Origin of the sequence: Pseudomonas aegrilactucae (assembly GCF_019168305.1) — a bacterium.
Taxonomy (GTDB): Bacteria; Pseudomonadota; Gammaproteobacteria; order Pseudomonadales; family Pseudomonadaceae; genus Aquipseudomonas; species Aquipseudomonas aegrilactucae.
Map to the genome: position 1 here is coordinate 74,682 of NZ_JAHTBI010000004.1, position 26,053 is coordinate 100,734.

21 protein-coding genes and 1 pseudogene are annotated in these 26,053 nt (G+C 65.0%); 11 read left to right on the forward strand and 11 right to left on the reverse strand.

The features are described from left to right. The first annotated feature begins 183 nt into the window (after nucleotides 1-183). On the forward strand, nucleotides 184-1,104 hold the full coding sequence (locus KUO17_RS01525; protein ID WP_217973284.1) for a LysR family transcriptional regulator: 921 nt from the start codon (nucleotides 184-186) through the stop codon (nucleotides 1,102-1,104). 224 nt (nucleotides 1,105-1,328) lie between these two features. Here KUO17_RS01525 and KUO17_RS01530 read toward each other — a convergent pair whose 3' ends face one another. The 9 genes and pseudogenes from KUO17_RS01530 to bioB form a co-directional block, all read right to left on the reverse strand. After that, nucleotides 1,329-3,107, reverse strand: a complete 1,779-nt coding sequence (locus tag KUO17_RS01530) for an acyl-CoA dehydrogenase C-terminal domain-containing protein (RefSeq protein ID WP_217973285.1) — start codon at nucleotides 3,105-3,107, stop codon at nucleotides 1,329-1,331. 120 nt (nucleotides 3,108-3,227) lie between these two features. After that, the gene (locus KUO17_RS01535; protein WP_217973286.1) at nucleotides 3,228-4,511 is read right to left on the reverse strand and encodes a GGDEF domain-containing protein; all 1,284 of its coding nucleotides are present in this window, start codon (nucleotides 4,509-4,511) and stop codon (nucleotides 3,228-3,230) included. A 187-nt stretch (nucleotides 4,512-4,698) separates the two neighbouring features. After that, the gene (locus tag KUO17_RS01540) at nucleotides 4,699-6,504 is read right to left on the reverse strand and encodes a phenylacyl-CoA dehydrogenase (protein WP_217973287.1); all 1,806 of its coding nucleotides are present in this window, start codon (nucleotides 6,502-6,504) and stop codon (nucleotides 4,699-4,701) included. A 268-nt stretch (nucleotides 6,505-6,772) separates the two neighbouring features. Next, nucleotides 6,773-7,069, reverse strand: a complete 297-nt coding sequence (locus tag KUO17_RS01545) for a pyrroloquinoline quinone biosynthesis protein PqqE (protein ID WP_217973288.1) — start codon at nucleotides 7,067-7,069, stop codon at nucleotides 6,773-6,775. Nucleotides 7,070-7,188: 119 nt separating this feature from the next. Beyond that, nucleotides 7,189-7,869 (reverse strand): dethiobiotin synthase, encoded by a 681-nt coding sequence (gene bioD, locus KUO17_RS01550; protein ID WP_217973289.1) that lies wholly within the window; start codon nucleotides 7,867-7,869, stop codon nucleotides 7,189-7,191. 1 nt (nucleotide 7,870) lies between these two features. Beyond that, nucleotides 7,871-8,695 (reverse strand): malonyl-ACP O-methyltransferase BioC, encoded by an 825-nt coding sequence (gene bioC, locus KUO17_RS01555; RefSeq protein ID WP_217973290.1) that lies wholly within the window; start codon nucleotides 8,693-8,695, stop codon nucleotides 7,871-7,873. Continuing rightward, on the reverse strand, nucleotides 8,688-9,419 hold the full coding sequence (locus KUO17_RS01560; RefSeq protein ID WP_217973291.1) for an alpha/beta fold hydrolase: 732 nt from the start codon (nucleotides 9,417-9,419) through the stop codon (nucleotides 8,688-8,690). Before KUO17_RS01560 ends, bioC begins: the two co-directional genes overlap by 8 nt. After that, nucleotides 9,412-10,585, reverse strand: a pseudogene (bioF, locus tag KUO17_RS01565) (8-amino-7-oxononanoate synthase). The gene KUO17_RS01560 and the pseudogene bioF overlap by 8 nt, the downstream one beginning before the upstream one ends. Nucleotides 10,586-10,592: 7 nt before the next feature. Next, complete coding sequence (bioB, locus tag KUO17_RS01570) at nucleotides 10,593-11,651, reverse strand: biotin synthase BioB (RefSeq protein ID WP_217973292.1); 1,059 nt, start codon at nucleotides 11,649-11,651, stop codon at nucleotides 10,593-10,595. A gap of 90 nt (nucleotides 11,652-11,741) precedes the next feature. Here bioB and KUO17_RS01575 point away from each other — a divergent pair, with 90 nt between their 5' ends. The 4 genes from KUO17_RS01575 (at nucleotide 11,742) to rarD (ending at nucleotide 15,391) form a co-directional block, all read left to right on the forward strand. Further along, on the forward strand, nucleotides 11,742-12,479 hold the full coding sequence (locus tag KUO17_RS01575; RefSeq protein WP_217973293.1) for a ComF family protein: 738 nt from the start codon (nucleotides 11,742-11,744) through the stop codon (nucleotides 12,477-12,479). A 59-nt stretch (nucleotides 12,480-12,538) separates the two neighbouring features. Then, nucleotides 12,539-13,294, forward strand: a complete 756-nt coding sequence (locus KUO17_RS01580; protein ID WP_217973294.1) for a TOBE domain-containing protein — start codon at nucleotides 12,539-12,541, stop codon at nucleotides 13,292-13,294. 170 nt (nucleotides 13,295-13,464) lie between these two features. Then, nucleotides 13,465-14,439, forward strand: coding sequence for a serine/threonine protein kinase (locus tag KUO17_RS01585; RefSeq protein WP_217973295.1), 975 nt, complete (start codon nucleotides 13,465-13,467; stop codon nucleotides 14,437-14,439). A gap of 64 nt (nucleotides 14,440-14,503) precedes the next feature. Then, entirely contained in the window at nucleotides 14,504-15,391 is an 888-nt protein-coding gene (rarD, locus tag KUO17_RS01590) for an EamA family transporter RarD (RefSeq protein ID WP_217973296.1), read from the forward strand. 4 nt (nucleotides 15,392-15,395) lie between these two features. Here the strand turns inward: rarD and KUO17_RS01595 are convergent, their stop codons facing one another. Continuing rightward, entirely contained in the window at nucleotides 15,396-15,920 is a 525-nt protein-coding gene (locus KUO17_RS01595) for a glycine cleavage system transcriptional repressor (RefSeq protein ID WP_217973297.1), read from the reverse strand. Nucleotides 15,921-16,223: 303 nt separating this feature from the next. Here KUO17_RS01595 and KUO17_RS01600 point away from each other — a divergent pair, with 303 nt between their 5' ends. Further along, a complete protein-coding gene (locus KUO17_RS01600) occupies nucleotides 16,224-18,401 on the forward strand; it encodes a malate synthase G (protein WP_217973298.1) in 2,178 nt (725 codons plus the stop codon). A 98-nt stretch (nucleotides 18,402-18,499) separates the two neighbouring features. Here the strand turns inward: KUO17_RS01600 and KUO17_RS01605 are convergent, their stop codons facing one another. Then, nucleotides 18,500-18,943, reverse strand: a complete 444-nt coding sequence (locus KUO17_RS01605; protein ID WP_217973299.1) for a response regulator — start codon at nucleotides 18,941-18,943, stop codon at nucleotides 18,500-18,502. A 203-nt stretch (nucleotides 18,944-19,146) separates the two neighbouring features. On the opposite strand from KUO17_RS01605, the gene KUO17_RS01610 reads away from it, so the two are divergent. From KUO17_RS01610 to KUO17_RS01630, 5 genes are all read left to right on the forward strand, one after another. Then, on the forward strand, nucleotides 19,147-21,081 hold the full coding sequence (locus tag KUO17_RS01610; protein ID WP_217973315.1) for a DUF294 nucleotidyltransferase-like domain-containing protein: 1,935 nt from the start codon (nucleotides 19,147-19,149) through the stop codon (nucleotides 21,079-21,081). Between the two features lie 10 nt (nucleotides 21,082-21,091). Beyond that, entirely contained in the window at nucleotides 21,092-21,802 is a 711-nt protein-coding gene (locus tag KUO17_RS01615; protein WP_217973300.1) for a 3'-5' exonuclease, read from the forward strand. Nucleotides 21,803-21,914: 112 nt separating this feature from the next. Then, nucleotides 21,915-22,433 carry an RNA polymerase sigma factor gene (locus tag KUO17_RS01620; protein WP_217973301.1) on the forward strand — a complete coding sequence of 173 codons (519 nt, stop codon included), beginning with the start codon at nucleotides 21,915-21,917 and terminating at the stop codon, nucleotides 22,431-22,433. Next, nucleotides 22,430-23,401, forward strand: a complete 972-nt coding sequence (locus tag KUO17_RS01625) for a FecR domain-containing protein (protein WP_217973302.1) — start codon at nucleotides 22,430-22,432, stop codon at nucleotides 23,399-23,401. Before KUO17_RS01620 ends, KUO17_RS01625 begins: the two co-directional genes overlap by 4 nt. 112 nt (nucleotides 23,402-23,513) lie before the next feature. Continuing rightward, nucleotides 23,514-25,940, forward strand: coding sequence for a TonB-dependent siderophore receptor (locus KUO17_RS01630; RefSeq protein WP_217973303.1), 2,427 nt, complete (start codon nucleotides 23,514-23,516; stop codon nucleotides 25,938-25,940). Nucleotides 25,941-26,053 lie beyond the last annotated feature (113 nt).

Consider the following 26,053-nt stretch of genomic DNA (forward strand, 5'->3'; position numbering starts at 1 on the left):
GCATGCTCCAGAGGTCCACGCTGATCGCTACAGCAAATTTGCCTTGCCTATGTAACTGCCATCCATCTCCACGTTACCCGGAACGCTCTGTGGCCCTGTAAGCCTCGTGGAATATGGGTAGACTAGGCGCCTTGCAGGCCTTCGGCCATTTCGTTTTTCGAGCTTTTTCGATAAGTATTGCTTATGGATTTTCGCCAACTGCGTTATTTCGTCGCGGTGTACGAGGAAGGCCATGTGGGCCGGGCCGCCGAACGCCTTTCGCTGTCACAGCCAGCCCTGTCGCAACAGATCCGCCAGCTGGAGCACAGCCTCGACGTCAGCCTGTTCGAGCGCGGCAACAAGCGCCTGCTCCCGACCCTGGCCGCACACACCCTGTACAACCACGCCCTGCCCCTGCTTGACGGCTTGCAGCGCGCCCGCGAGGCGTTGCGCAACTTCCGCGGCCAGGCCCTGCGCACCCTGGCCATCGGCGTGCTGCAGACCGTGCGCCCCAGCCTGGTGCCGCAGTTGCTCGACCGCCTGCGCAAGGCGCAGCCGCACCTTGTAGTGCAGATCTATGAACTGTCGGGGCTGGAGATCGAGCGGCGCCTGCTCAACGGCACGCTGGACATCGGCATCAGTTACCTGCCGCCCCGCCAGCCGGGGCTGCACGGGCTGCTGCTGTATGAGGACGAACTGCAACTGGTGATTGCGCACAACCACCCGCTGCGCGAGTTCAAGAAGGTGTCGCTCAAACAGGCAGCCGAACTGCCCATGCTGTTGCTGGGCGAAGAGTTCCAGGTGCGCCAGATCTGGCAGACACAACTGGCCAACCTGGGACGACGCCCGCAGGTACAGGCCGAAATGAACAACATGGGCGGGATTCTCGACAGCCTGGTGCAGTCTTCGCTGGCCACCGTGCTGCCGGGGCGCGCGCGGGAAGCCACGCACGATCCAGAGCTGCTGTGGAAGCCGCTCAGCGAACCGCGGGTACCGCTCAAGGTAGGTTTGGTGTTTCGCGATGCGCAACGCCAGCAAGCATCGGTAGAACTGCTGCGTACGTTGCTGGAGGAGGAGGTCGACCCGCGTCAGATCGGCGTATCGCCCCTGGATGTGCTCGGCTGAAACCCGGGCAAAAGAAAACCCCGCCGAAGCGGGGCTTTGCAGACTGTTTCCCTGACATCCTTTTCGACCCGCCGTCCTGGCAGGAATCCTTCGTGTCCCTGTTATGGTCAGTGCGCTTCCTGCGCTACGTCCATAGAGTGAAGATTAACTGTGGATCCAATCCTGGGGAAGAGGCGAAACGTCACCACGCCATGTAAGCAAATGCTTACATGACGCATTAACAGTCAGAACTGATCGGCATCGAGCAGGTACAGCGACTCACTGCCCGCACGCACCGACGCGCTGAGCGAGTGGATACGCGGCAGCAGACGGGCGAAGTAGAAGCGCGCCGTGCCCAGCTTGCTGGCGTAGAAATCGTCCTCGCCCTGCCTGGCCAGTGCGGTGCGGGCCATCAATGCCCACATGTAGGCATAGGCGGTATAGCCGAAGGCTTGCAGGTACTCCACCGACGCTGCACCGATTTCGTTGGGGTTGGCCTTGGCGCGGTCCAGAACCCAGGCGGTCAACTCGTCGAGCGTGGTCAGAGCGGCCTGCAAAGGTTGTACGAACTCGCCCAGTTGGCTGTCGGCCGTAGCGATGAAATGGCGAATCTCGTCGGCGAACAGTGTGTAGAACGCGCCACCGCTGCCCACTACCTTGCGCCCCATCAGGTCCAGCGCCTGAATACCGTTGGTGCCCTCGTAGATCTGGGTGATGCGCACATCGCGCACCAATTGCTCCTGGCCCCACTCGCGAATGTAGCCATGGCCGCCAAACACCTGCTGGCCATGCACGGTGACTTCCAGGCCCAGGTCGGTCAGGAACGCCTTGGACACCGGGGTCAGCAAGGCGACCAGGTCTTCGGCGCGCTTGCGCACGTCACGGTCTTCACTGAACTTGGCCGTGTCGAGTTGCATCGCCACGTAGGTCGAAAAGGCCCGCCCGCCTTCGTTCAAGGCCTTCATGGTCAGCAGCATGCGGCGCACGTCAGGGTGCACGATGATCGGATCGGCCGCCTTGTCCTTGGCCTGGGGGCCGCTCGGGGCGCGGCTTTGCAGGCGGTCGCGGGCGTACTCGATGGCGTTCTGGTAGGAGCGCTCGGCAGAAGCCAGGCCCTGGATGCCAACACCCAGGCGTTCGTAGTTCATCATGGTGAACATCGCTGCCAGACCCTTGTTCGGCTCGCCGACCAGATAGCCCACGGCACCGTCGAAATTCATCACGCAGGTGGCCGAGGCCTGGATGCCCATCTTGTGCTCGATCGAGCCACAGGTGGCCGGGTTGCGCTCGCCCAGGCTGCCATCGGCATTGACCAGGAACTTGGGCACCAGCAACAGCGAGATGCCCTTGGGCCCCGCCGGCGCATCCGGCAGCTTGGCCAGCACCAGGTGAATGATGTTCTCGGTCAGGTCGTGCTCACCGCCGGTGATGAAGATCTTGGTGCCGGTGACCTTGTAGCTGCCATCGGCCTGCGGCTCGGCGCGGGTGCGGATGATGCCCAGGTCGGTACCGGCGTGAGGCTCGGTCAGGCACATGGAGCCGGCCCAGACACCGGCGTACATGTTCGGCAGGTACTGCGCCTTCAACTCGTCGCTGGCATGGGCGTTGATCGACAGGCAGGCGCCGGCGGTGAGCATCGGGTACAGGCCGAAGGCCAGGCTGGACGAGTTGACCATTTCCTCGACCTGGGCCGAGATCACCTTGGGCATGCCCATGCCGCCGTAGGCCGGGTCGCCGCCCACCCCCACCCAGCCACCTTCGGCATAGGTACGGTAGGCGTCGATGAAGCCGGCCGGGGTGCGCACGGCGCCGTTATCCCAGTGGCAGCCCTCCTCGTCGGCGCTGCGGCTCAGCGGGGCGATTCGCTGGCTGGTGACCTTGCCGGCTTCTTCGAGTACCGCCAGCGCCGTCTCTTCGTCGACCACCTCGGACAGCCCGGGCAATTGCGCCCACAGCCGGGACACTTCGAAGACTTCGTTGAGCACGAAGCGCATATCGCGCAGGGGCGCTTTATAGTCAGCCATGGCAACCTCTCACCTTGAGTCGGGGCGGCCTCGCGAGGCCGCTACACAGTTGCGGACCAGTGTAACCGAACAACTTTTGCGAGACATAGGGTCATCTAACGACTGAATAGTCAGTTCAAGTCACGCCGTACGCACCGCCCCTCGCCTGGCCTGATGACCATAGGTCATGGTGCAGTTACGCCCCGCGCCCTTGGCGCTGTACAGCGCCTGGTCGGCAGACTTGAGCACCTCATCAGGGCTGCGGTGCTCGGGCAGGCGCTCGGCAGCACCGATACTGATGGTCACCGAGACACTGCCCGCACCTGCGGCACCGCGGCGCTGGCGCCCTTGCTGGTCATCCTGAGGGCGGCTGTCCTGGTTGCGCAGCTGGATATTGTAGTTGGCGATCACCTCGCGCACCGCCTCCAGGTGCGGCAGGCACTCCTCCAGGGTCTTGGCCGCAAACACCAGCGCAAATTCTTCGCCGCCATAGCGGTAGGCGCGACCACCACCGGTGACCTTCGACAGCTTGCTGGCCACCAGGCGCAGCACCTGGTCGCCGACGTCGTGGCCGTGGGTATCGTTGAATTTCTTGAAGTGGTCGACGTCGGTCATCGCCAGCACATAGTTGCGCCCCAGGCGCTGCATGCGCTCGTTGAGCGCGCGCCGGCCCGGCAGGCCGGTGAGCTCGTCGCGAAAGGCCATCTGATAGGCCTCGTGGGAGACCGCCGCGGCAATCATCAGCATCACCTGGCTGCACATGATGTTCAGGGTGAAGGGCAGGATGAAGGTCTTGGGCAGCATCCAGAAAATACCGACCAGACCAATCACCTGGGCCGCATGCAAGGGCCGCGGTTCACGCAGGTACTGCACCACCAGCAGCACGAAGGCACAGAAGAACACCGGATACGCCAGCTGGATCAGGCTCATCCACTGGCCATGCAGCGCCGGCCAGCGGATCTCCGCCAGCCAGCCCAGCAGCGCCTGCGGATAACTCTGCTCCAGGCCCAGGGCCACGCTGCCCACCGCCAGCAGCACGGCAAAGCGCGCCACCATGTCCTGGAACAGGTGGGTGCGCTCCTGCCAGGCGCCGTACAACCCGAACAGGATCGGCAGCAGCAGGCACACCAGGTGGAACACCACAGCCGCATCTTCACGTACCACGCCGTTGTCACGGTAGAAGTCGGTCTGGGTGTCGAGCAGGAAGTAGGCGATGTACACCGTGACCATCAGGAACAGTTCACGCTGGCGGCGGTACACCGCGCAGTAGGCCCCCCCGAGCAACAGCACCAGAGTGGGCAACACGTTGAACAGCGATGTGAAGAAGACGCTGAGGTCTCTGACATAAGCAGCCGCGAGCCCCGACACCAGCAAGAACAGCGACGGTAGAAAATGGCTCAGGCGTACAGCGGATAAACGAAACAAGGGAATCTCCGACCCGGCAGATCAAGTAATGGCATTGTGCCTTTAATGTGTCGGCAGCGCACATGAATAGATGAATATGCCGCAGGCGCTGTAACGGCAGGGAGGGAGCGAGGCTTAGGATTTATTCGTAACCCAATACAAAAACGCCCGCCGGTGAGGGCGGGCGTTTTTTGTTTCAGGCCATGACTCAGTACGAGAGGCCGAAGTGCTCTTCGTTCATGTCCATCAGGTTGCTCGCACCCGACAGCATGGTGGCGACGTGGGTGCGGGTACGCGGCAGGATACGCTGGAAGTAGAAGCGCGCCGTCTGCAGCTTGGCGGTGTAGAACGCCTCTTCGGTGGTGCCGGCCGCCAGCTTCTCGGCCGCCAGGCGCGCCATGTCGGCCCAGAAGTAGGCCAGGCACGCGTAACCGGAGTACATCAGGTAGTCCACCGAGGCGGCACCGACTTCCTCACGGTCCTTCATCGCGGCCATGCCGACCTTCATGGTCAGCTCGCCCCACTCCTTGTTCAACGCAGCCAGCGGCGCGACGAACTCGCCGATGGCGGTGTTGCCTTCATGGGTCTGGCAGAACTTGTGCACGATCTTGGTGAAGCCCTTGAGCGCTTCGCCCTGAGTCATCAGCACCTTGCGGCCCAGCAGGTCGAGGGCCTGGATGCCGGTGGTGCCTTCGTACAGCATCGAGATGCGGCTGTCGCGAACGTTCTGCTCCATGCCCCACTCGGCGATGAAACCGTGGCCGCCGTAGATCTGCACGCCATGGTTGGCCGACTCGAAACCGACTTCGGTCATGAACGCCTTGGCGATCGGGGTCATGAAGGCCAGCAGTGCATCGGCCTTCTTCTTCTCCTCCTCATCCTGGCTGTACTTGACGATGTCGACCTGCTTGGCGGTGAAGTAGACCATCGCGCGGTTGCCTTCGGCGAACGCCTTCATGGTCAGCAGCATGCGACGCACGTCCGGGTGCACGATGATCGGGTCAGCCGCCTTGTCCGGGGCTTTCGGGCCGGTCAGCGAACGCATCTGCAGGCGGTCACGCGCATATTTCAGGCCACCCTGGAATGCCACTTCGGCGTGGGCCAGGCCTTGCAGCGCGGTACCCAGGCGAGCGGTGTTCATGAAGGTGAACATGCAGTTCAGGCCTTTGTTGGCCGGGCCGATCAGGTAGCCGGTGGCGGCGTCGAAGTTCATCACGCAGGTGGCGTTGCCGTGGATGCCCATCTTGTGTTCGATCGAACCGCAGCTGACCGCGTTGCGCTCGCCCACGCCGCCATCGGCGGTCGGCATGAACTTGGGCACGATGAACAGCGAAATGCCTTTGGTGCCCGCCGGTGCATCGGGCAGGCGGGCCAGCACGATGTGCACGATGTTGTCGGCCATGTCGTGTTCGCCGGCCGAGATGAAGATCTTGGTACCGGTGACCTTGTAGGAGCCGTCAGCCTGTGGCTCGGCCTTGGTGCGCAGCATGCCCAGGTCGGTGCCGCAGTGCGGTTCGGTCAGGCACATGGTGCCGGTCCATTCGCCCGACACCAGCTTGGTCAGGTAAGCCTCCTGCTGCTCGGGGGTGCCGTGCTCGGAGATGGTGTTCATCGCGCCATGCGACAGGCCCGGGTACATGCCCCACGACCAGTTCGACTCGCCGACCATTTCACTCACCGCCAGGCCCAGCGACTCCGGCAGGCCCTGGCCGCCATGGTCGATGTCATGCGCCAGGCTCGGCCAGCCGCCTTCGACGAACTGCTTGTAGGCGTGCTTGAAGCCGGTTGGGGTCTTAACGCCCGACTCGCTCCAGGTGCAGCCTTCCAGGTCGCCCACACGGTTCAGCGGGGCCAGTACCTGTTCACAAAACTTGGCGCCTTCCTCAAGGATCGCGTCGACCATGTCGGGCGTCGCGTCCTGGCAGGCCGGCAGGCTCTGATAGTGCGCTTCGTAGCCCAGCAGTTCATCGCGAACGAAACGAATATCACGCAAGGGGGCTTTGTAATCAGGCATAGCGATGAACCTCTGCTGATGAATCCTTGATAGGGAGACCGCGACATACCGACACGCGCTAGGCGGCTTTCGGTCAAACAGTTGTTTGAAACATACGTTTACGCCGAAACCTTGTCAAGCACCCGCCAGAGGGCAGATCTGCCATGCCGAACTGCGCTCCGGCCGCCGCTGCACAAACCGCAGGTGCAGCCAAACGCCCGGCCTGCAAAGGCCGGGACGCGAGATGAAGAGGTGATGAAAAGGGTCGCCGTGGGTAAGCCAGGACGGCTCAGGCGAAGGTGTCGATCAGGGTGCCGAGCATTTCGTCGGACGCTTTGGCCACTTTGACACCCAGTTCGACCTGGTGCTTGCCCAGTGCCAATTCAACGGTGCTGGTGGCCAGATCCATCTGCTGGCTGCGGTCCACCGAACGCAGGCGCTCGGCCTGGTAGTCGCTGGACTGGCTGGTGGCAGAACGCTCGACCGTGGTGGTGGCGATCTGGTTGGCCGCTTGATCGACACGGTTCTGACCGGTCTGAATCGAGCTCAGGCCGGCATAGAATGCGGAGCTGCCCGAGATTTCCATGTCATTTTCTCCAGGTGGCAGGTGCCACGGGTAACAATCAATGCGCCTATTGAAGCAGACCAACAGGCAAAAGGCCCGACAAAAACACTAATGGCACAGTGCCCGCCAATAGACTCAGCCTAGTCCAGAAGGTCCAGTTGCAGATGCTCGGCCACGGCCTGGGCGCTGACCCCCTTGAGCTTGGGCACGCGCCCAAGGCAAGGCGCCGGCAGGCGCTCGGCCAGGGTGGCGAGGTTTTCTTCCAGGCGCGAGGTACGCGGCTCGATGATATTGGCCACCCAACCGGCCAGCGGCAGGCCATCACGGGCAATGGCCTCGGCACTGAGCAGCGCATGATTGATGCAGCCCAGGCGTACGCCGACCACCAGGATCACCGGCAACTGCAGCGCAATGGCAAGATCGGACAGGTTGGCCTGGTCGGACAACGGCACGCGCCAGCCGCCCGCCCCTTCGATCAGGGTAAAGTCCGCGCCCTGTGCCAGTACCTCGCGCATCGGCGCCAGCAACGCCTGCACGCTCAGCGCCACGCCTGCCTCACGCGCCGCCAGGTGCGGGGCAATGGCCGGCTCGAAAGCAAACGGGTTGACCTGCGCATAAGGCAGTTCGATGCTGCTTTGCGCCATCAATGCCAGTGCATCCACGTTGCGCAGCCCCTTGGGGGTAACACTGCACCCCGAGGCGACCGGCTTGGCACCCAGGGTGCTCAGTCCGGCAAGGCCGGCGGCGTGCAACAGCCCGGCGGCAATGGTGGTCTTGCCCACGTCGGTATCGGTGCCGGCGATGAAATAGGCAGCATGCATCTCAATCCCCCTGGTGCTGCGGCTTGTGCAGTACCGCATACACTACCTGATAGGTCGCGGGCAGTCCCTGCGGCTGGCGAAAGCGCTCGTAGGCCTGCAGCAGGCCTTGCATGCGCGCCCGACCGGTCAGGCCGGCCGGGCGCCCGGGGTTGAGGTTGTGTGCGCCCAGCGCCTTGAGCTCGTGGGTCAGGCTGCGTACATCAGGGTAATGCAGCACATGCGGCTGGGCCTGCAGGCCGAGCACCTGCAGCCCACTGTCGGCGCACAGCCGCTGGTAGTCCGCCAGATGGCGAAAGCGGTTGACGTGCACCAGGCCGTCCACCGCCTGCCAGCTTTCACGCAGCTCGAACAGGGTGCCCACGCACAGGCTGGCGAACGCCAGCACGCCACCGGGCTGCAGCACCCGATGCGCCTCGCGCAGCACCGCGCCGAAGTCGGCGCACCACTGCACCGCCAGGCTGGAAAAGATCAGCTCGACGCTTTCATCACGCAGCGGCAGGCGCTCGGCATCACCCACCACGTGGTAATGCGCCCCACCCTGCTCGCGGGCATGGCGCAGCATGCCTTCGGCAATGTCCACCGCCACCCCGAGCCCCTGTGGATAACGTGGCTGCAACAGCCGGCTGAAATGCCCGGTGCCACTGCCCAGGTCGACCCAGCAGCGCGGCTGCAGCGCCTGCGGCAGTTGCGTCAGCAGGCGCGCGCCCACCGCGCGCTGCAGCTCGGCGACGCTGTCGTAGCTGGCCGCTGCACGGGAAAAGGAAGCCGCTACCTGGCGCTTGTCGGGCAAGCCGCCAGGCAGGTTGGGCAGGGAAAGATCAGTCATCGCCACTCTCGTGCAGGAAGGTCTTGATGGTGGCCGCCAGCTCCTGCGGGTACTCCAGCAGGAAGGCGTGGGAACTGTCCTCGACAATGCCCACCTCGACGTCCGGCAACAGTTCGCACAGGGCCTTGGCCGCTTCGACGGGCACCAGCGCATCGCTGCCGGCGAACAGGTGCAGTTGCGGGCCGCCAAAATTTGTCAGCGCCGCACGGGTATCGAGCTGTTTCAGCACCTCCAGGCCCATCGCCAGGTACAGCGGGTCGGTCGCCGGCACGCCCACATCAAGCAACCTGAGCAGGCCGCGTGGCACCTGCGCGCCCTGGCTGCACAGCGATTTGAAACGCTTGAGCGTCACCTGGGGGTGGTGCCGACAACCATCCAGAAAGGCACTGAAGGTGTCCGCCGGCATCCCGTGGGGCCAGTCCGGGCGGGCCACGAAACTCAGGTTGCTGGCCAGCGTCACCAGCCCGCAGCAATGATCGCCGCGCCGCGCCGCCAGTTCCGCGGCGAGCATGCCGCCCAGCGACCAGCCGCCCAGCCAGGTATCGGTGGGCAAATGCCGATCCAGGTAGTCGAGCCACACATGCACATCGTTTTCGGCCAACTGTGGCAGGTCGAACAGCTCGACGTGCAAGCTGCTGTCCTGACCGCGCAGGCTCGCCGCCAGCGGCTCCAGCGCAGCGCGGCCCAGCCCCCAGCCTGGCAACAGTATCAATCGATCACGCATCAGCAGGCTCCAGCAGTGGATAGCACTCGGCCAATGCATTCAACAATAGCTGCACCTGCGCCGCGCTGTGAGCAGCGGTCAGGGTCACGCGCAGTCGCGCACTGCCAGCCGGCACCGTCGGCGGGCGGATTGCCGTCACCATCAACCCGCGCTCGCGCAGCATCGCCGACAGGCGCACAGCGCGGGCGGCGTCGCCGATCAGGATCGGCTGGATCGGCGTGAAGCTGTCCATCAGTTGCAGACCGAGCTGTTCGGCGCCCAGCCGGAACTGACGGATCAACGCATCCAGGTGCTCGCGGCGCCAATGTTCGTCGCGCAGCATCTGCAGGCTCTTGAGCGTGGCGCAGGCCAGGGCCGGCGGTTGGCTGGTGGTATAGATGTAGGGCCGGGCGAACTGGATCAGGCTTTCGATCAGCTCATCACTGCCTGCCACGAATGCACCGGCGGTACCGAAGGCCTTGCCCAGCGTGCCGACCAGCACCGGCACCTGCTCCACGCCCAGGCCAAAGTGCTCGGCTACCCCGCCGCCGTGCTTGCCCAGCGTGCCGAACCCATGCGCATCGTCGACCATCAGCCAGGCACCCTTGCGCTGCGCCTGCGCGGCCAGTGCCGGCAGGTCGGCAATGTCGCCGTCCATGCTGAACACCCCGTCGGTCACCACCAGGGCGTTGCCGGTAGCCTTGTCCAGACGCTTGCCCAGGCTCTGGGCATCGTTGTGCAGATAGCGGCTGAAACGTGCACCACTGAGCAGCCCGCCATCCAGCAGCGAGGCATGGTTGAGGCGGTCCTGCAGCACGCTGTCACCCTGCCCCACCAGCGCGGTCAATGCGCCCAGGTTGGCCATGTAGCCGGTGGTGAACAGCAATGCACGCGGGCGGCCGGTGAATTCGGCCAGCGCCAGCTCCAGCTCATGGTGCGGCGTGCTGTGGCCGATCACCAGGTGCGACGCCCCCCCCGCCCACGCCCCACTGCTCGGCGCCGGCGCGCCAGGCGCCGATCACGTCGGGGTGGTTGGCCAGGCCCAGGTAATCGTTGCTGCAGAACGCCAGCAGCGGCGTACCGTCGACCACCACCTCGGGCCCTTGCGGGCTTTGCAACAGGGGCCGCTGGCGATACAGCGCCGCGGCGCGCCGTTGTTCCAGGCGCGCGCTCAGATCGAAGCTCATGCAGACCTCAGGCAGACGCGGCGTCGTAGAACAGCTCGCTGCTCTTTTGCTCCACCAGCGCCTGCTCGATGGCGGCCTGGTGTACCTCGTCGGCATGCTCTTCGCGTGCTTCGGGCTGGATACCGAGGCGGGCGAACAGTTGCATGTCCTTGTCGGCCTGGGGGTTGGCGGTGGTCAGCAGCTTCTCGCCGTAGAAGATCGAGTTGGCCCCGGCGAAGAACGCCAGCGCCTGCATCTGCTCGTTCATCGCTTCGCGGCCGGCCGACAGGCGCACATGCGACTGCGGCATCAGGATGCGCGCCACCGCCAACATGCGGATGAAATCGAACGGGTCGACCTCCTCGGCGTTCTCCAGCGGCGTGCCGGCCACCTTGACCAGCATGTTGATCGGTACCGACTCCGGGTGCTCCGGCAGGTTGGCCAGCTGGATCAGCAGGCCAGCGCGGTCGTCCAGCGACTCGCCCATGCCCAGGATGCCGCCCGAGCAGATCTTCATCCCGGCATCGCGCACATACGCCAGGGTCTGCAGGCGCTCGCTGTAGGTACGGGTAGTGATGATGCTGCCGTAAAATTCCGGCGAGGTGTCGAGGTTGTGGTTGTAGTAGTCCAGCCCGGCGTGGGCCAGGGCCTCGGTCTGTTCCTGGTCGAGCTTGCCCAGGGTCATGCAGGTTTCCAGGCCCATGGCCTTGACCCCTTTGACCATCTGCAGCACGTAGGGCATGTCCTTGGCCGACGGGTGTTTCCACGCCGCGCCCATGCAGAAGCGCGTGGAGCCGATGGCCTTGGCGCGGGCGGCCTCCTCCAGCACCTTCTGCACTTCCATCAGCTTCTGTTTTTCCAGCCCGGTGTTGTAGTGACCGGACTGCGGACAATATTTGCAATCTTCCGGGCAGGCGCCGGTCTTGATCGACAGCAGGGTCGAGACCTGCACGCGGTTGGCATCGAAATGCGCGCGGTGCACGGTCTGCGCCTGGAACAGCAGGTCGTTGAAGGGTTGCTGGAAGAGTGCTTTGACTTCGGCCAGGGACCAGTCGTGACGAAGCGTTGCAGTTGTGCTGGCGCTCATGGGTGTTTCCTTGTTTAGGCTTGTACTGGCGCCGGGACAGGAAAGCCCGCCGAGCGCATCACGGATAGCTCGCATAGTTAAGGAAGCGCCATGCACTGTCAACCACCCGTCAAGCAGCTGGTTTACAACTGGCTAAATAACAACCAATCATGTTTATTGTGCGATGAACCCGCACAGCAACCCAGGCCCATCTGCGGCCCCTGCGAGACCGAACTGCCATGGCTGGACGAGTGCTGCCAGACCTGTGCGCTGCCCTTGCCCATGCGCGGCCTGACCTGCGGCCAATGCAGCCGACGGCCACCGGCCTTCACCCAGGTCGAAGCGCCGTGGCATTACGGCTTCCCGGTGGACGCGCTGATCACCCGTTTCAAGCATCAGCGCCAGTGGCCGCTGGGCCGTTTGCTGGCGCAACTGCTCGGCTGCTGGCTGGAGCATCGGTTCGCCGACGACTTGCCACGCCCGGCGCTGCTGCTGCCGGTGCCCCTGGCACCGCGACGCCTGCGTGAGCGCGGCTTCAACCAGGCCGGGATGCTCGCCCAGTGGCTGGCTGCACAGCTGGGCATCGCCTGCAACGCCCAGCTACTGCAGCGCCCGCATGACACCCTGGCGCAGCAGGGGCTGACGGCAAAGGCGCGTCGCAGCAACCTGCTGCGGGCGTTTCGCCTGGTTGATCCTGAGACGATCAAGGGTTGCCATGTCGCGATCGTCGACGATGTACTCACTACCGGTGCCACTGCACAGGCCTTGGCCAGCCTGCTGCGCCAGGCGGGTGCGCAGCGGGTCGATGTGTATTGCCTGGCGCGTACGCCCAAGCCGGGTAGCGCTTGACTTGCGGCAGGCTGGCGGGCACTTTCTGGGCCACTTGTCGCCCGAATGCGTGCCTGCCCATGTCCCTGCCAGCGCCCCTGACCCAACATATCGTTCGCCGTCCGCAGCGCATTGCGTTGCTGCAGCACATTGCCGAGCAGGGCTCGATCACCCGTGCGGCGAAAAGCGCGGGCATGAGCTACAAGGCGGCGTGGGATGCGATCGACGAACTCAACAACCTGGCCGCCAGCCCGTTGGTGGAGCGCAGCGTCGGCGGACGCGGTGGTGGGGGTGCGAAGCTGTCCGAAGAAGGCCTGCGCGTGCTGCGCCTGTACCAGAAACTGCAAGTGTTGCAGGCCCAGGTGCTCGAGGCGGCTGAAGACGCCAGCGACCTCGACCTGCTGAGCCGCTTGATGCTGCGCACCAGTGCGCGCAACCAGTTGCATGGGCGCGTGAGTGCGATGCGGGCGCAGGGGCGTATCGACACGGTCGAGTTGGCCCTGGCCGGCGACTTGCGCATCGAGGCGCAGATCACCCATGACAGCACCGTGCGCCTGGAACTGGAACTGGGCACGCCGGTGGTGGCGCTGATCAAGGCCGGCTGGCTGGACGTGGTGATGCCGGGGCCGGCGCAGGTCAACCAGTTGAGCGCCGTGGTGCAGGCGCTGATGGGTGATCCGCAGGGGTCCAGCGAGGTGCGCCTGAGCCTGAGCAACGGACAGACGCTGTGTGCATTTGCCGAGCCGCAGTGGCTGCTGGACAACCGGGTGGCGGTGGGCAGCGAGGTGGCGGTCAGGTTTTCGCCGGCGTATGTACTGCTGGGTACACCGCTCTAGATCTGCGCTGACCTCTTCGCTGGCAAGCCAGCTCCCACAGGAATGTCACTGTTCTTGAATACTGCAGGGTACCTGTGGGAGCTGGCTTGCCAGCGAAGGGGCCCATGGGGTGCGCATGCTGTACCATGGCTCTCATACGCCCGGCCACCCGTCGCGCCGCAGGAGCTCGCATGTCCCACCCCTTCGAAACCCTCACCCCCGACCTGGTCCTCGACGCCGTCGAAAGCATCGGCTTTCTCAGTGACGCGCGCGTATTGGCGCTCAACAGCTACGAGAACCGCGTCTACCAGGTAGGCATCGAAGACGCCGAGCCGCTGATCGCCAAGTTCTACCGGCCCGGCCGCTGGAGCAACGCCGCCATCCTCGAAGAACACGCCTTCACCGCCGAACTCGCCGACTGCGAAGTGCCCGTGGTCGCCCCACTGGTGCACAACGGCGAAAGCCTGTTCGAACATGCAGGCTTTCGCTTCACCCTGTTCCCGCGCCGCGGCGGCCGCGCCCCCGAACCCGGCAACCTCGACCAGCTTTACCGCCTCGGCCAACTGCTCGGGCGCCTGCACGCCGTCGGCGCCACGCGCCCGTTCGAACACCGCGAAGCCCTGGCCATCGAGAACTTCGGCCACGCCTCGCTCAATACCCTGCTCGAAGGCGATTTCGTGCCGCGCAGCCTGCTGCCCGCCTACGAGTCGGTCGCCCGCGACCTGCTCAAGCGCGTCGAGGACGCCTACGCGCGTACCCCGCACAAGGTCATCCGCCTGCACGGCGACTGCCACCCCGGCAACATGATGTGCCGCGACGAAGTGTTCCACATCGTCGACCTCGACGACTGCCGCACCGGCCCGGCCGTGCAGGACCTGTGGATGATGCTCGCCGGCGAGCGCCATGAGCGCCTGGGCCAACTGGCCGAACTGATGGATGGCTACAACGAGTTCCACGACTTCGACCCGCGCGAACTGGCCCTGATCGAGCCACTGCGCGCCCTGCGCCTGATGCACTACAGTGCCTGGCTGGCGCGCCGCTGGGACGACCCGGCCTTCCCGCGCAGCTTCCCCTGGTTCGGCAACGAGCGCTATTGGGGCGACCAGATCCTGGCCCTGCGCGAGCAGACCGCCGCCCTGGCCGAAGAGCCGCTTAAATTGTTCTAGAACCTTGCGCCAGTCTGTCTACAATGGCCGGGCTATTAGATAGCTGCCTAAGCAAGGAATCTGCATGCAAGCCGCAAACCCGCGTCGCGGGTACATCCTGGGCCTGACCGCCTACATCATCTGGGGCCTGTTCCCGCTCTACTTCAAGGCGCTGCAGAGCGTACCGGCGGTGGAGATCATCGTGCACCGGGTGCTCTGGTCGGCGCTGTTCGGCTCGATCCTGCTGCTGTTCTGGAAGCACCCGGGCTGGTGGCGCGAGCTGCGTGACAACCCGCGCCGGCTGGCGATCCTGGCCCTGAGCGGCACGCTGATCGCAGGCAACTGGCTGACCTACGTGTGGTCGGTGAACAACGGGCGCATGCTCGAGGCGAGCCTGGGCTACTACATCAACCCGCTGGTCAACGTGCTGCTCGGCATGCTGCTGCTCGGCGAGCGTCTGCGCCGTCTGCAATGGGTGGCCGTGGGCCTCGCGGCGCTTGGGGTGGCACAGCAGGTGTGGCAGGTCGGCAGCCTGCCGTGGGTGTCGCTGGCACTGGCGCTGAGCTTCGGCTTCTATGGGCTGATCCGCAAGCAGGCGCCGGTGGCGGCCTTGCCCGGGTTGGTGGTGGAAACCTGGATGCTGGTGCCGCTGGCGATTGGCTGGTTGCTGCTCAACCCCATGGCGCACAGCGCACAGGCCAGTTTCTACAGCACCACCGACGCGCTGTGGCTGGCCGCCGCCGGGCCGGTCACGCTGATACCGCTGGTGTGCTTCAACGCTGCGGCGCGTCACCTGCCCTACACCACCCTGGGTTTCCTGCAGTACCTGGCGCCAACCCTGGTGCTGATCCAGGCCGTGCTGCTGTTCGACGAACACCTCTCGAGCAGCACGCTGGTGGCGTTCATGTTCATCTGGGCAGGCCTGGCACTGTACAGCGTGGACGCGTGGATGAGCCTGCGCCGGCGCAGTTGAGCGGCTAGGCGGACTCTTCCGGGCGCAGTTTGAGTTCGACCATCAGGTCATCGGCCAATGTCTCCAGGCGCCGTTGCAGGTCATCCAGCGACAGCGTCAGTGGCAAGGCCAGCAACGCATCGGCGTGAAACAGCGGTTCGCTGCTCATCGGCGCGGGCCGCACATCGGTGGTGAAACGCTCCAGGTTGACGCCCTGCTCGGCCAGCAGGCGGGTAATGTCACGCACGATACCGGGGCGGTCATTGCCTACCAGCTCCATCGCGATCGGCTTCCAGGTGCACGAGGGCTCGATGCCGCTTTGGGCGATCAGCACCCGGATATCGTGCTTGCCCAGCGCCTGCAACGCCTCCACCAGTTCGTCATGGGATTCGGCCGGTACTGCCACGCGCAGTATCCCGGCGAATTGCCCGGCCATGCGCGACATGCGACTCTCCAGCCAGTTGCCGTTATGCTCGGCGATGCATTCGGCCACGCGCTCCACCTGGCCGGCCCGGTCCGGGGCAATCACGGTCAATACGAGATGATCCACGCAGCACTCCTCACGCTGGGCCCCTGAATACCGGGGGCGCCGATCAAGTATAGGCAAGGCGCGGCAACCTGCCGCAGCAGCCATACACAACAAATCGTGTACTGTTTTAAGATTTATCTGGAACAATTCACACAATTTTTGAGAACATGCCCGCTTCCAGCACGCCGTTTCGCGACCAAATGGTCGCAAAACGGTGTATTTAGTCTGATTTTCCCAAGCGCAGCGCTTCATGTAGTATGCCGCGACGCGCACTACAAAACGTTGAAACAAGAGCTGAGATAGCTGAGCAGAGTGAGGCAAGCAATGACTGAACACGTTCAAGTCGGTGGCCTTCAGGTCGCCAAAGTCCTGTTCGACTTCGTGAACAACGAAGCCATTCCCGGAACCGGCGTCAACGCCGAGCAGTTCTGGAGCGGGGCAGAGAAGATCATCAACGACCTCGCTCCAAAGAACAAAGCACTGCTGGCCAAACGCGACACCCTGCAGGCGCAGATCGACGCCTGGCACCAGGCGCGCACAGGCCAGGCTCACGATGCCTCGGCTTACAAGGCCTTCCTCCAGGAGATCGGTTACCTGCTGCCAGAAGCAGCAGATTTCCAGGCCAGCACCCAGAATGTCGATGACGAAATCGCACGCATGGCCGGCCCGCAACTGGTGGTGCCGGTGATGAACGCTCGCTTCGCCCTCAACGCCTCGAACGCCCGCTGGGGTTCGCTGTACGACGCGCTGTACGGCACCGACGCCATCAGCGAAGCCGGCGGCGCCGAGAAGGGCAAGGGCTACAACAAGGTCCGTGGCGACAAGGTCATCGCCTTCGCCCGCGCCTTCCTCGACGAGTCCGCGCCACTGGCGGCCGGCTCGCACGTCGATGCAACCCGCTACAGCATCGCTGGCGGCAAGCTGCAGGTGGCCCTCAAGGGCGGCAGCAACAGCGGCCTGCGCGACGATGCCCAACTGATCGGCTACCACGGCGACGCCGCGGCACCGACCGCCGTGCTGCTCAAGCACAACGGCCTGCACTTCGAGATCCAGATCGACGCCAGCACCCCGGTCGGCCAGACCGACGCCGCCGGGGTCAAGGACGTGCTGATGGAAGCCGCCCTGACCACCATCATGGACTGCGAAGACTCGGTCGCCGCGGTGGATGCCGACGACAAGGTGGTGATCTACCGCAACTGGCTGGGCCTGATGAAGGGCGACCTGTCCGAAAGCGTCAGCAAGGGCGGCCAGACCTTCACCCGCACCATGAACCCGGACCGCGAGTACACCGCGCCCAACGGCGGTTCGGTCAGCCTGCACGGCCGCTCGATGCTGTTCGTGCGCAACGTCGGCCACCTGATGACCATCGACGCGATCCTGGACAAGGATGGCAACGAAGTGCCCGAGGGCATCCTCGATGCGCTGGTCACCAACCTGGCCGCGGTGCACAACATCAACGGCAACACCAGCCGCAAGAACAGCCGTACCGGCTCGGTGTACATCGTCAAGCCGAAGATGCATGGCCCGGAAGAAGCCGCGTTCACCAACGAGCTGTTCGGTCGCGTCGAAGACGTGCTGGGCCTCAAGCGCAACACCCTGAAGGTCGGCATCATGGACGAGGAGCGCCGTACCACGGTCAACCTCAAGGCCTGCATCCAGGCCGCCAGCGAGCGCGTGGTGTTCATCAACACCGGCTTCCTGGACCGCACCGGCGACGAGATCCACACCTCGATGGAAGCGGGCGCCGTGGTGCGCAAGGGCGCCATGAAGACCCAGCAGTGGATCGGCGCGTACGAGAACAACAACGTCGACATCGGCCTGGCCACCGGCCTGCAGGGCCGCGCCCAGATCGGCAAGGGCATGTGGGCCATGCCTGACCTGATGGCCGACATGCTGGAGCAGAAGATCGCCCACCCCCTGGCCGGTGCCAACACCGCCTGGGTACCGTCGCCGACGGCGGCTGCGCTGCACGCACTGCACTACCACAAGGTCGACGTGTTCGCGCGTCAGGCCGAGCTGGCCAAGCGTACCCCGGCGTCGGTCGACGATATCCTGACCCTCCCGCTGGCGGCTGACACCCACTGGTCGGAAGAAGAGATCCGCAACGAACTGGACAACAATGCCCAGGGCATTCTGGGCTATGTGGTGCGCTGGATCGACCAGGGCGTGGGCTGTTCGAAAGTGCCGGACATCAACGATGTGGGCCTGATGGAAGACCGTGCCACCCTGCGTATTTCTGCGCAGTTGCTGGCCAACTGGCTGCGCCACGGCATCATCAGCGAGGCGCAGGTGCTCGAAGGCCTCAAGCGCATGGCGCCGGTGGTCGACAAGCAGAACGCCAACGACCCGCTGTACCGCCCGATGGCGCCGGACTTCGACAGCAACATCGCCTTCCAGGCGGCGGTCGAACTGGTCGTCGAAGGTGCGAAGCAGCCCAACGGCTATACCGAGCCGGTGCTGCACCGTCGTCGTCGCGAGTTCAAGGCGCGTAACGGGCTGTAAGCCCGTTGCAGGGCTGCTGAGGCAGCCCTTCGCGGGTCAAGCCCGCTCCCACAGGATCATCGAATCCCTGCAGGAGCGGGCTTGACCCGCGATGCGGCCTACCCGATTCCCAGCTCATGGCGCACCAGCTTGAGCAATTTTTCCACATCGATCGGCTTGAGCAGAAAGTCCACCACGCTCAGGTGCATCGCCGCAATCGCGTCCTGCGTCTCGGCATCCCCCGACACGATGATGATCGGCAAGTCCGCCCGCTTCGATTCGCGAATCTGCCGGATCAGTTCCAGGCCATCCACCGGCTGCATGCGCAGGTCGGTGATCAGCAGGCCAATCCCCGCCTCGCGATGCAGACACGCCAGCGCCTGCACCGTGTTCGCCGCCGTCAGGCAGCGAATCCCGTGTGCCTTGAGGTAACTGGCCAGCGCCTCGCGCGAATCCCGGTTGTCTTCGACAATCAACACCTGCTGCTGCGCCATCCCGCCCACAGTGACCGTCGCCAGGGCATGGCGCTCGGCATCACTCAGTATGTCGTCGGTTTCGGGCATGACTCATCCATCGCAAAATATCCCCTGAATCAAGTTCAGACCGCAAACCCACTGCCTGCAAACTGCCTTTCGTCGGGTAATTGACACCCGCCCCCTTTAGACAAACGTCCAATGGGCACCAGGCAGCCTGCGGCCGACCATGCAGCACGATAAAAACAAACTGTCGGCGGACAACCGCCGATACAAAGACGCGGTACATGCTCATGAGCAAAATGGACGCCTTCGCCCAGGCCGGAAAAACTGCAGTCATGCAGAACATCCACGGGACCATGCAGTTCCTGCAACGCTTTGCGCCGTTCAACCAGATGGAGAACGCCCACCTGGCGTACCTGGTCGAACAGTGCCAACTGCGTTTCTACGCCAGCGGCGAGAGCATCATCAAGCCCGCCGACGGCCCCGTCGAGCATTTCTACGTGGTCAAGCAGGGCCGCGTGGTGGGTGAACGCAACCATGCTGCCACCGGCACCGAGACCACCTTCGAGATCACCGGTGGCGAGTGCTTCCCGTTGGCCGCGCTGCTGGGCGAGCGCGCCACCCGCACCGAACACCTGGCCGCCGAAGACACCTTCTGCCTGCAACTGAACAAGGCCGCGTTCATCCGGCTGTTCGCCCTGTCCGACGTCTTTCGCGACTTCGCCCTGCGCGGGGTCAGCAGCCTGCTCGACCAGGTCAACCAGCAGGTGCAGCGCCGCGCCGTGGAAACCCTCGGCAACCAGTACTCGCTCAACACCCGCCTGGGCGAACTGGCCATGCGTCACCCGGTCACCTGCAGCCCCGACACTGCCGTGCGCGAGGCGGTGCGCCTGATGCACGAGCAGCAGGTCGGCAGCATCGTCATCGTCGATCAACAGCGTGCGCCCGTCGGCATCTTCACCCTGCGCGACCTGCGCCAGGTGGTGGCCGACGCCAGCGCCGACTTTGCCGCGCCGATCGCCGCGCACATGACCGCCCGGCCCTTTCACCTGAGCCCCCAGGCCAGCGCCTTCGATGCCGCCATCGCGATGACCGAGCGCCATATCGCGCACGTCTGCCTGGTGCAGGACCAGCGCCTGTGCGGGGTAGTCTCCGAGCGTGACCTGTTCTCGCTGCAACGGGTCGACCTGGTACACCTGGCACGCACCATCCGCCATGCGCCACGCGTGGAGAACCTGGTGTCGCTGCGCGGCGAGATCGGCCAACTGGTCGAACGCATGCTGGCCCACGGCGCGTCCTCGACCCAGATCACCCACATCATCACCCTGCTCAACGACCACACCGTGTGCCGCGTGATCGAACTGGCGATCCAGGACAAGGGCGACCCAGGCGTGCCGTTCAGCTGGCTGTGCTTTGGCAGCGAGGGGCGCCGCGAACAGACCCTGCACACCGACCAGGACAACGCCATCCTGTTCGAGGCCCGCGATGCTGCGCAGGCCGCCGAGATTCGCGGCCGCCTGCTGCCGCTGGCGCTGCACATCAACCAGGGCCTTGCGCTGTGCGGGTTCACCCTGTGCAAAGGCAACATCATGGCCAGCAATCCCGAGCTGTGCCTGTCGCGCGCCGAATGGGCCCGGCGTTTCGCCGCATTCATCCGCGAGGCCACGCCCGAGAACCTGCTGGGCTCGAGCATCTACTTCGACCTGCGCGTGGTGTGGGGCGAGGAACAGGCGTGCGAGCAACTGCGCCAGGGTATCCTCGACCAGGTCGCCGACAACCGCCTGTTCCAGCGCATGATGGCCGCCAACGCGCTGCGCCAGCGCCCGCCCGTGGGGCGCCTGCGTGACTTCGTGCTGACCCGCAGCGGCAACGACAAGGCCGCCACCCTCGACCTCAAGGTGCAGGGCCTGACACCCTTCGTCGACGGCGCACGCCTGCTGGCCCTGGCCAACGGCATCCACGCCAACAATACTCAGGAGCGCCTGCGCCAACTGGTGGCCAGGGAGGTCATCGACCCGCTCGACGGCGGTGCCTACGAAGAGGCGTACCACTTCATTCAGCAGACCCGCATGCAACAGCACCAACTGCAGACCCGGCAGAACCTGCCCTACTCCAACCGCGTGGCCCCCGACAGCCTCAACGACCTTGACCGGCGTATCCTGCGTGAATCCCTGCGCCAGGCTCAACGCCTGCAAAGCAGCCTGGCCCTGCGCTACCAACTATGAGCTACCTGCCATGAGCCTGTTCGCCTGGCTACGCCCCAGCCAACCGCCACTGGACACCGACCAGCAACAGCGCCTGGCGCACGTGGCGGCGCCCGCCGAACTGCAGGACCACTCGCTGCGCGCCCAGCGCTGGGTAGTGCTGGACCTGGAAACCAGCGGCCTGAACCTCAACCGCGACCAGGTGCTGTCGATCGGCGCCGTGGTCATCGAGGACGGCGCCATCGACCTGGGCCGGCAGTTCGAACGTACCCTGCACCGCCACGACCACAAACCCGGCCCCAGTGTGCTGATCCATGGCCTGAGCCCCAGCGCGATCGCCGCTGGCTGCGAACCCGCCCACGCCCTGCTCGACCTCATGGACTTCATTGGCGACAGCCCGCTGCTGGCGTTTCATGCAGGATTCGACCAGCGCATGCTCAGCCGCGCGCTCAAGCAAAGCCTGGGCTATCGCTTGCAGCACCCGTTCTTCGACGTCGCCGAACTGGCACCACTGCTCAACCCCGACGTGGTACTGCGCGATGCCGGGCTGGACGACTGGACGGCCCACTTCGGCCTGCACGCCCAGGAGCGTCACCATGCCAGCGCCGATGCCCAGGTCACCGCAGAGCTTGCGCTGATCCTGTTCAGCCAGGCCCGGCGCCAGCACCTGGACAGCCCGCTGCTGCTGGAGCACCGCCTGCAGGGCTGGCGCCGCCGTCGGCAACACAGCCATGGGTTCTGATGCCCGATGCGTCGAATCGACGATCCGATGAGCGTTAATTGCACAGTGCCACTGGCTCTGACACAATCGCGAATAATTCTCGTTAGTTAACGCTTGTTTTTCGGGGAACGCCTTGTCGTCAGTGCAAAGCCCACACGGTGAGCTGGTTGGTGCGCTGTACCGTGATCATCGCAGTTGGTTGCTGAACTGGCTGCGGCGCAATATCGCCTGTGCCGATCGTGCCGAAGACCTCAGCCAGGACACCTTCGTGCGCCTGCTGGGGCGCGACCAGTTACCGGCCCCTCGCGAGCCGCGGGCATTCCTGGCGGCGGTGGCGCGCGGCTTGCTGTTCGACCATTTTCGGCGCGCGGCACTGGAGCAGGCCTACCTGGCCGAGCTGATGCTGATCCCCGAGGCCGAGCAGCCCTCCCCCGAAGAACAGCACCTGGTGCTTGAAGACCTCAAGGCCATCGACCGCCTGCTCGGCAAGCTCTCGAGCAAGGCGCGTGCGGCATTCCTGTACAACCGCCTCGACGGCATGGGCCATGCCGAGATCGCCGAGCGCCTGGGCGTATCGGTGTCGCGCGTGCGCCAGTACCTGGCCCAGGGCATGCGCCAGTGCTACGTGGCGCTGTACGGCGAACCGACATGAGCGGCATCAGTGCCAAACCGGTGTCGGCGCGCGTACTGGATGCCGCGATTGCCTGGCAACTGTGCCTGGATGCCGGCAGCGCCGAGGAGCGTGCCGAGTTCGACCGCTGGTACGCGGCAGACGATGAGCATGCGCGCGCCTGGATGCAACTGGGCATGCTCAACCAGCGCTTTGCTGCGGCTGCAGGCCCGGTGCGCAAGGCCTTGGGCCAGTCGCGTGCAGGCTTGCGCCAGCGCGTGCGCAAACTCGGGGGAGGCCTTGCCAGCCTGGTGCTGGTGGCCAGCCTGATGGGCTGGCTGAATGCGCACCAGAGCCTGGGCTACTGGCTGGCCGACCAGCGCACCGGCACCGGCGAGCAGCGCAGCCTGCGCCTGGAAGACGGCACGCTGATCAGCCTCAATACCCATTCGGCGGTGGACGTGCGTTTTGACGCCAGCCAGCGCCTGGTGGTGCTGCACGAGGGCGAGGTCTCCATCGAGACCGGGCACAAGGACGACCGCCCATTCATCGTCGCCACCGCCGATGGCCGCTTGCGCGCGCTCGGCACGCGTTTCCTGGTGCGCCTGGAAGACCAGGGCACGCGCCTGAGCGTGCTGCAATCGGCGGTCGCGGCCAAGCCGCTGGACAGTGGTGACGAACAGATCCTGCGTGAAGGCCAGCAAGTGCTGATGACCCACGACCACCTGGGCAGGATTGACTCGCTGGCGATGGGCGCCGATGCCTGGACCCGCGGCATGCTGGTGGTCGACAACGTGCGCCTGGATGAGCTGGTGGCGGAACTGGCGCGTTACCGCAGCGGCTACCTGGGCGTGGCGCCTGAGGTGGCGGGTTTGCGCATCACCGGCAGCTTCCCGCTCAAGGACAGCGACCTGGCGTTGCAGTCGTTGCTGCCGACCTTGCCGGTGCAGATCGAGCAGCGTACGCCGTGGTGGGTGAAGGTGGTGGGAGCGCCTGCTGCTTCGCGGTGACCCGCGAAAGACCACCCCTGACAGCAAAAGATTATCTGGCAACCCCTGTCACTTTTACCCTCTCACTCGGCAAGGAAGCTAGTCAGCACTTATTGCGTCGAGGATCCGCTGCATGCCCTGCCCCTTTGAAACGCTGCTGCGCCGCTGCCTGCTGGCCTTGACCCTGGCCGGCAGCACAGCGAGCGCTGCCGGGCAGCACAACTACAACCTGCCCACCGGCCCGCTCGCCACCACACTCAACCAGATCGCCAGCCAGGCCGGCATCGCCCTGACCCTGGACCCGCGCCTGGCCAACGGCCTGCACTCGGCACCCGTCACCGGCCAGTACGACGGCGTCGGCGCGCTGCAGGCCGCCCTGCGCGGCACCGGCCTGCAACTGCAACAGAGCAGCGCCGGCACCTACAGCCTGGCCGCCGCCCCCGAAGGCCGCCTGGCCCTGCCGGTCACCAGCATCAATGCCGCCGACACCCAGGAAAGTGCCTGGGGCCCGGCCACAGGCTTCATCGCCACGCGCACGGCGGCAGGCAGCAAGACCGACACCCCGATCGTCGAAGCGCCGCGCTCGCTGTCGGTGATCACCCGCCAGCAACTCGACCAACGCCAGGTGCTCAACCTCAACGACGCCTTGCGCTACACCGTCGGGGTGCAAAGCAGCGGCTATGGCGCCGACTCGCGCGCCGACTGGCTGCGCGTGCGCAGCTTCGACCCCACCCAGTTTCTCGACGGCCTGGCGCTGCCAAAGGGCTCATTCGCCAACCCCAAGGTCGAACCCTGGAACCTGGAACGCATCACCGTACTGCGCGGCCCGGCCTCATCGGTGTATGGCCAGACCCCGCCCGGCGGCATGCTCGACCTGCTCAGCCGTCGTCCGCAGGCCGACAGAGCACACCAGTTGCAGGCCCAGCTCGGCAGCAACGAGCACCGCCAGATCAACGTCGACAGCACCGGCAAGGTCGATCCCGCCGGGCAATTTCTGTACCGCGTCAGCGGCGTGGTACGCGACAGCCATGCCCCGGTCGAGCACATCCCGGACAAGCGCTACAACCTGGCACCGAGCCTGACCTGGAACCTCGCAGACGACACCCGGCTGACCTTCATTTCCCAGTTCACCCGCGACGATACCGGCATCACCGGGCAGTTCCTGCCGTTGCAGGGCACCCGGCTGAGCTCGCCGGCCGGGGCAACGATTTCCCATCACAAGAACCTGGGCGAACCCGACTGGGACTTCTACGACCGTACCTACTACGCCCTGGGCTATGCCTTCGAGCACCGCCTCGACGAGGTCTGGCAGTTTCGCCAGAACCTGCGCTACACCAAGAGCGACCTGGGCTTCCAGGCGGTCAACGTGGGTACCGTCAACGTCGTTGAAACCGACGGCATGGTCAATCGCGAGTCAGGCATTATCAACGAGGACATCAGCCAGTTCGCCCTGGACAACAACCTGCAGGCCGACTTCAGCACCGGCGCGTTCAGCCACACCCTGCTGCTGGGCCTGGACCACCAGCGGTCCAATACCCGCTACCAGTGGCTGTATGGCGGCTCGTACACCTTTGATGCCAACGGCAACATCACCGGCATCAACGTGCCGCCGATCAGCGTGATCGACCCGGTGTACGGCGCCGACCTGTCCAGCGTCAGCTATACCGCGCTGCAGGATTACGGCCAGACGACCCGACAGACCGGCCTCTACGTGCAGGACCAGATCGCCTGGGACAACTGGCGCCTGACCCTGGGCGGGCGTGAAGACTGGATACACACCGCCACCACCTTCCACAACCGGCAGGACGTCACCAGCACCCTGCGCGACAAGGCCTTCACCGGCAACCTGGGCCTGAGCTACGTGTTCGACAACGGCCTCACGCCGTACCTGTCCTGGACCGAGTCGTTCCAGCCGACCACCGGTGCCAGCGTCAATGCGGCGCAGTCGTTCAAGCCCACCAGGGGCCGCCAGTACGAAGCCGGCGTGAAATACCAGCCGCTGGGCAGCAACACCCTGCTGACCGCCGCCGCCTACGACCTGCGCCAGGGCAACGTGAAAGTCACCGAGGGCAGCATCAACCGCCAGGTCGGTGAGTTGCAGGTACGTGGCGTCGAGCTTGAGGCCACCACGGCGGTCAGCGACAACCTCGCGCTGATCGCGGCCTACACCTACACCGATACCCAGATCAGCAAGGGCCTGCCGGCCGAGGTCGGCAACCGCATGGCACTGATCCCGCGTCGCCAGGCCACCCTGTGGGCCGACTACACCTGGCATGCCGGCGCCCTCGACGGTGTCGGCGTGGGGGCCGGGGTGCGCCATGTCGGCGACACCTATGGCAACACCACCAACACCGAGGTGGCGCACACCGGCGCCTACACCGTGTACGACGCCGTAGTGCGCTACGACCTCGGGCGCCTGGATGCCAGCCTGCAGGGCCTGAGCGTGGCGGTCGAAGCCAAGAACCTGTTCAACAAGGACTACCTGGCCAACTGCGACGGCTTCTGGTGCTACTACGGCGACCAACGCAATGTGGTCGCCAGCGTCAACTACCGTTTCTAAGGGCGCATATGAAAAGTCGAACCCTGCGCCGCGGGCCCTGGGTACCGAAATAGCCGTCGCGGGGCAGGCCCACTCCCACAGGGTTCGGTGTGGGGCTTGTGGGAGCGGGCTTG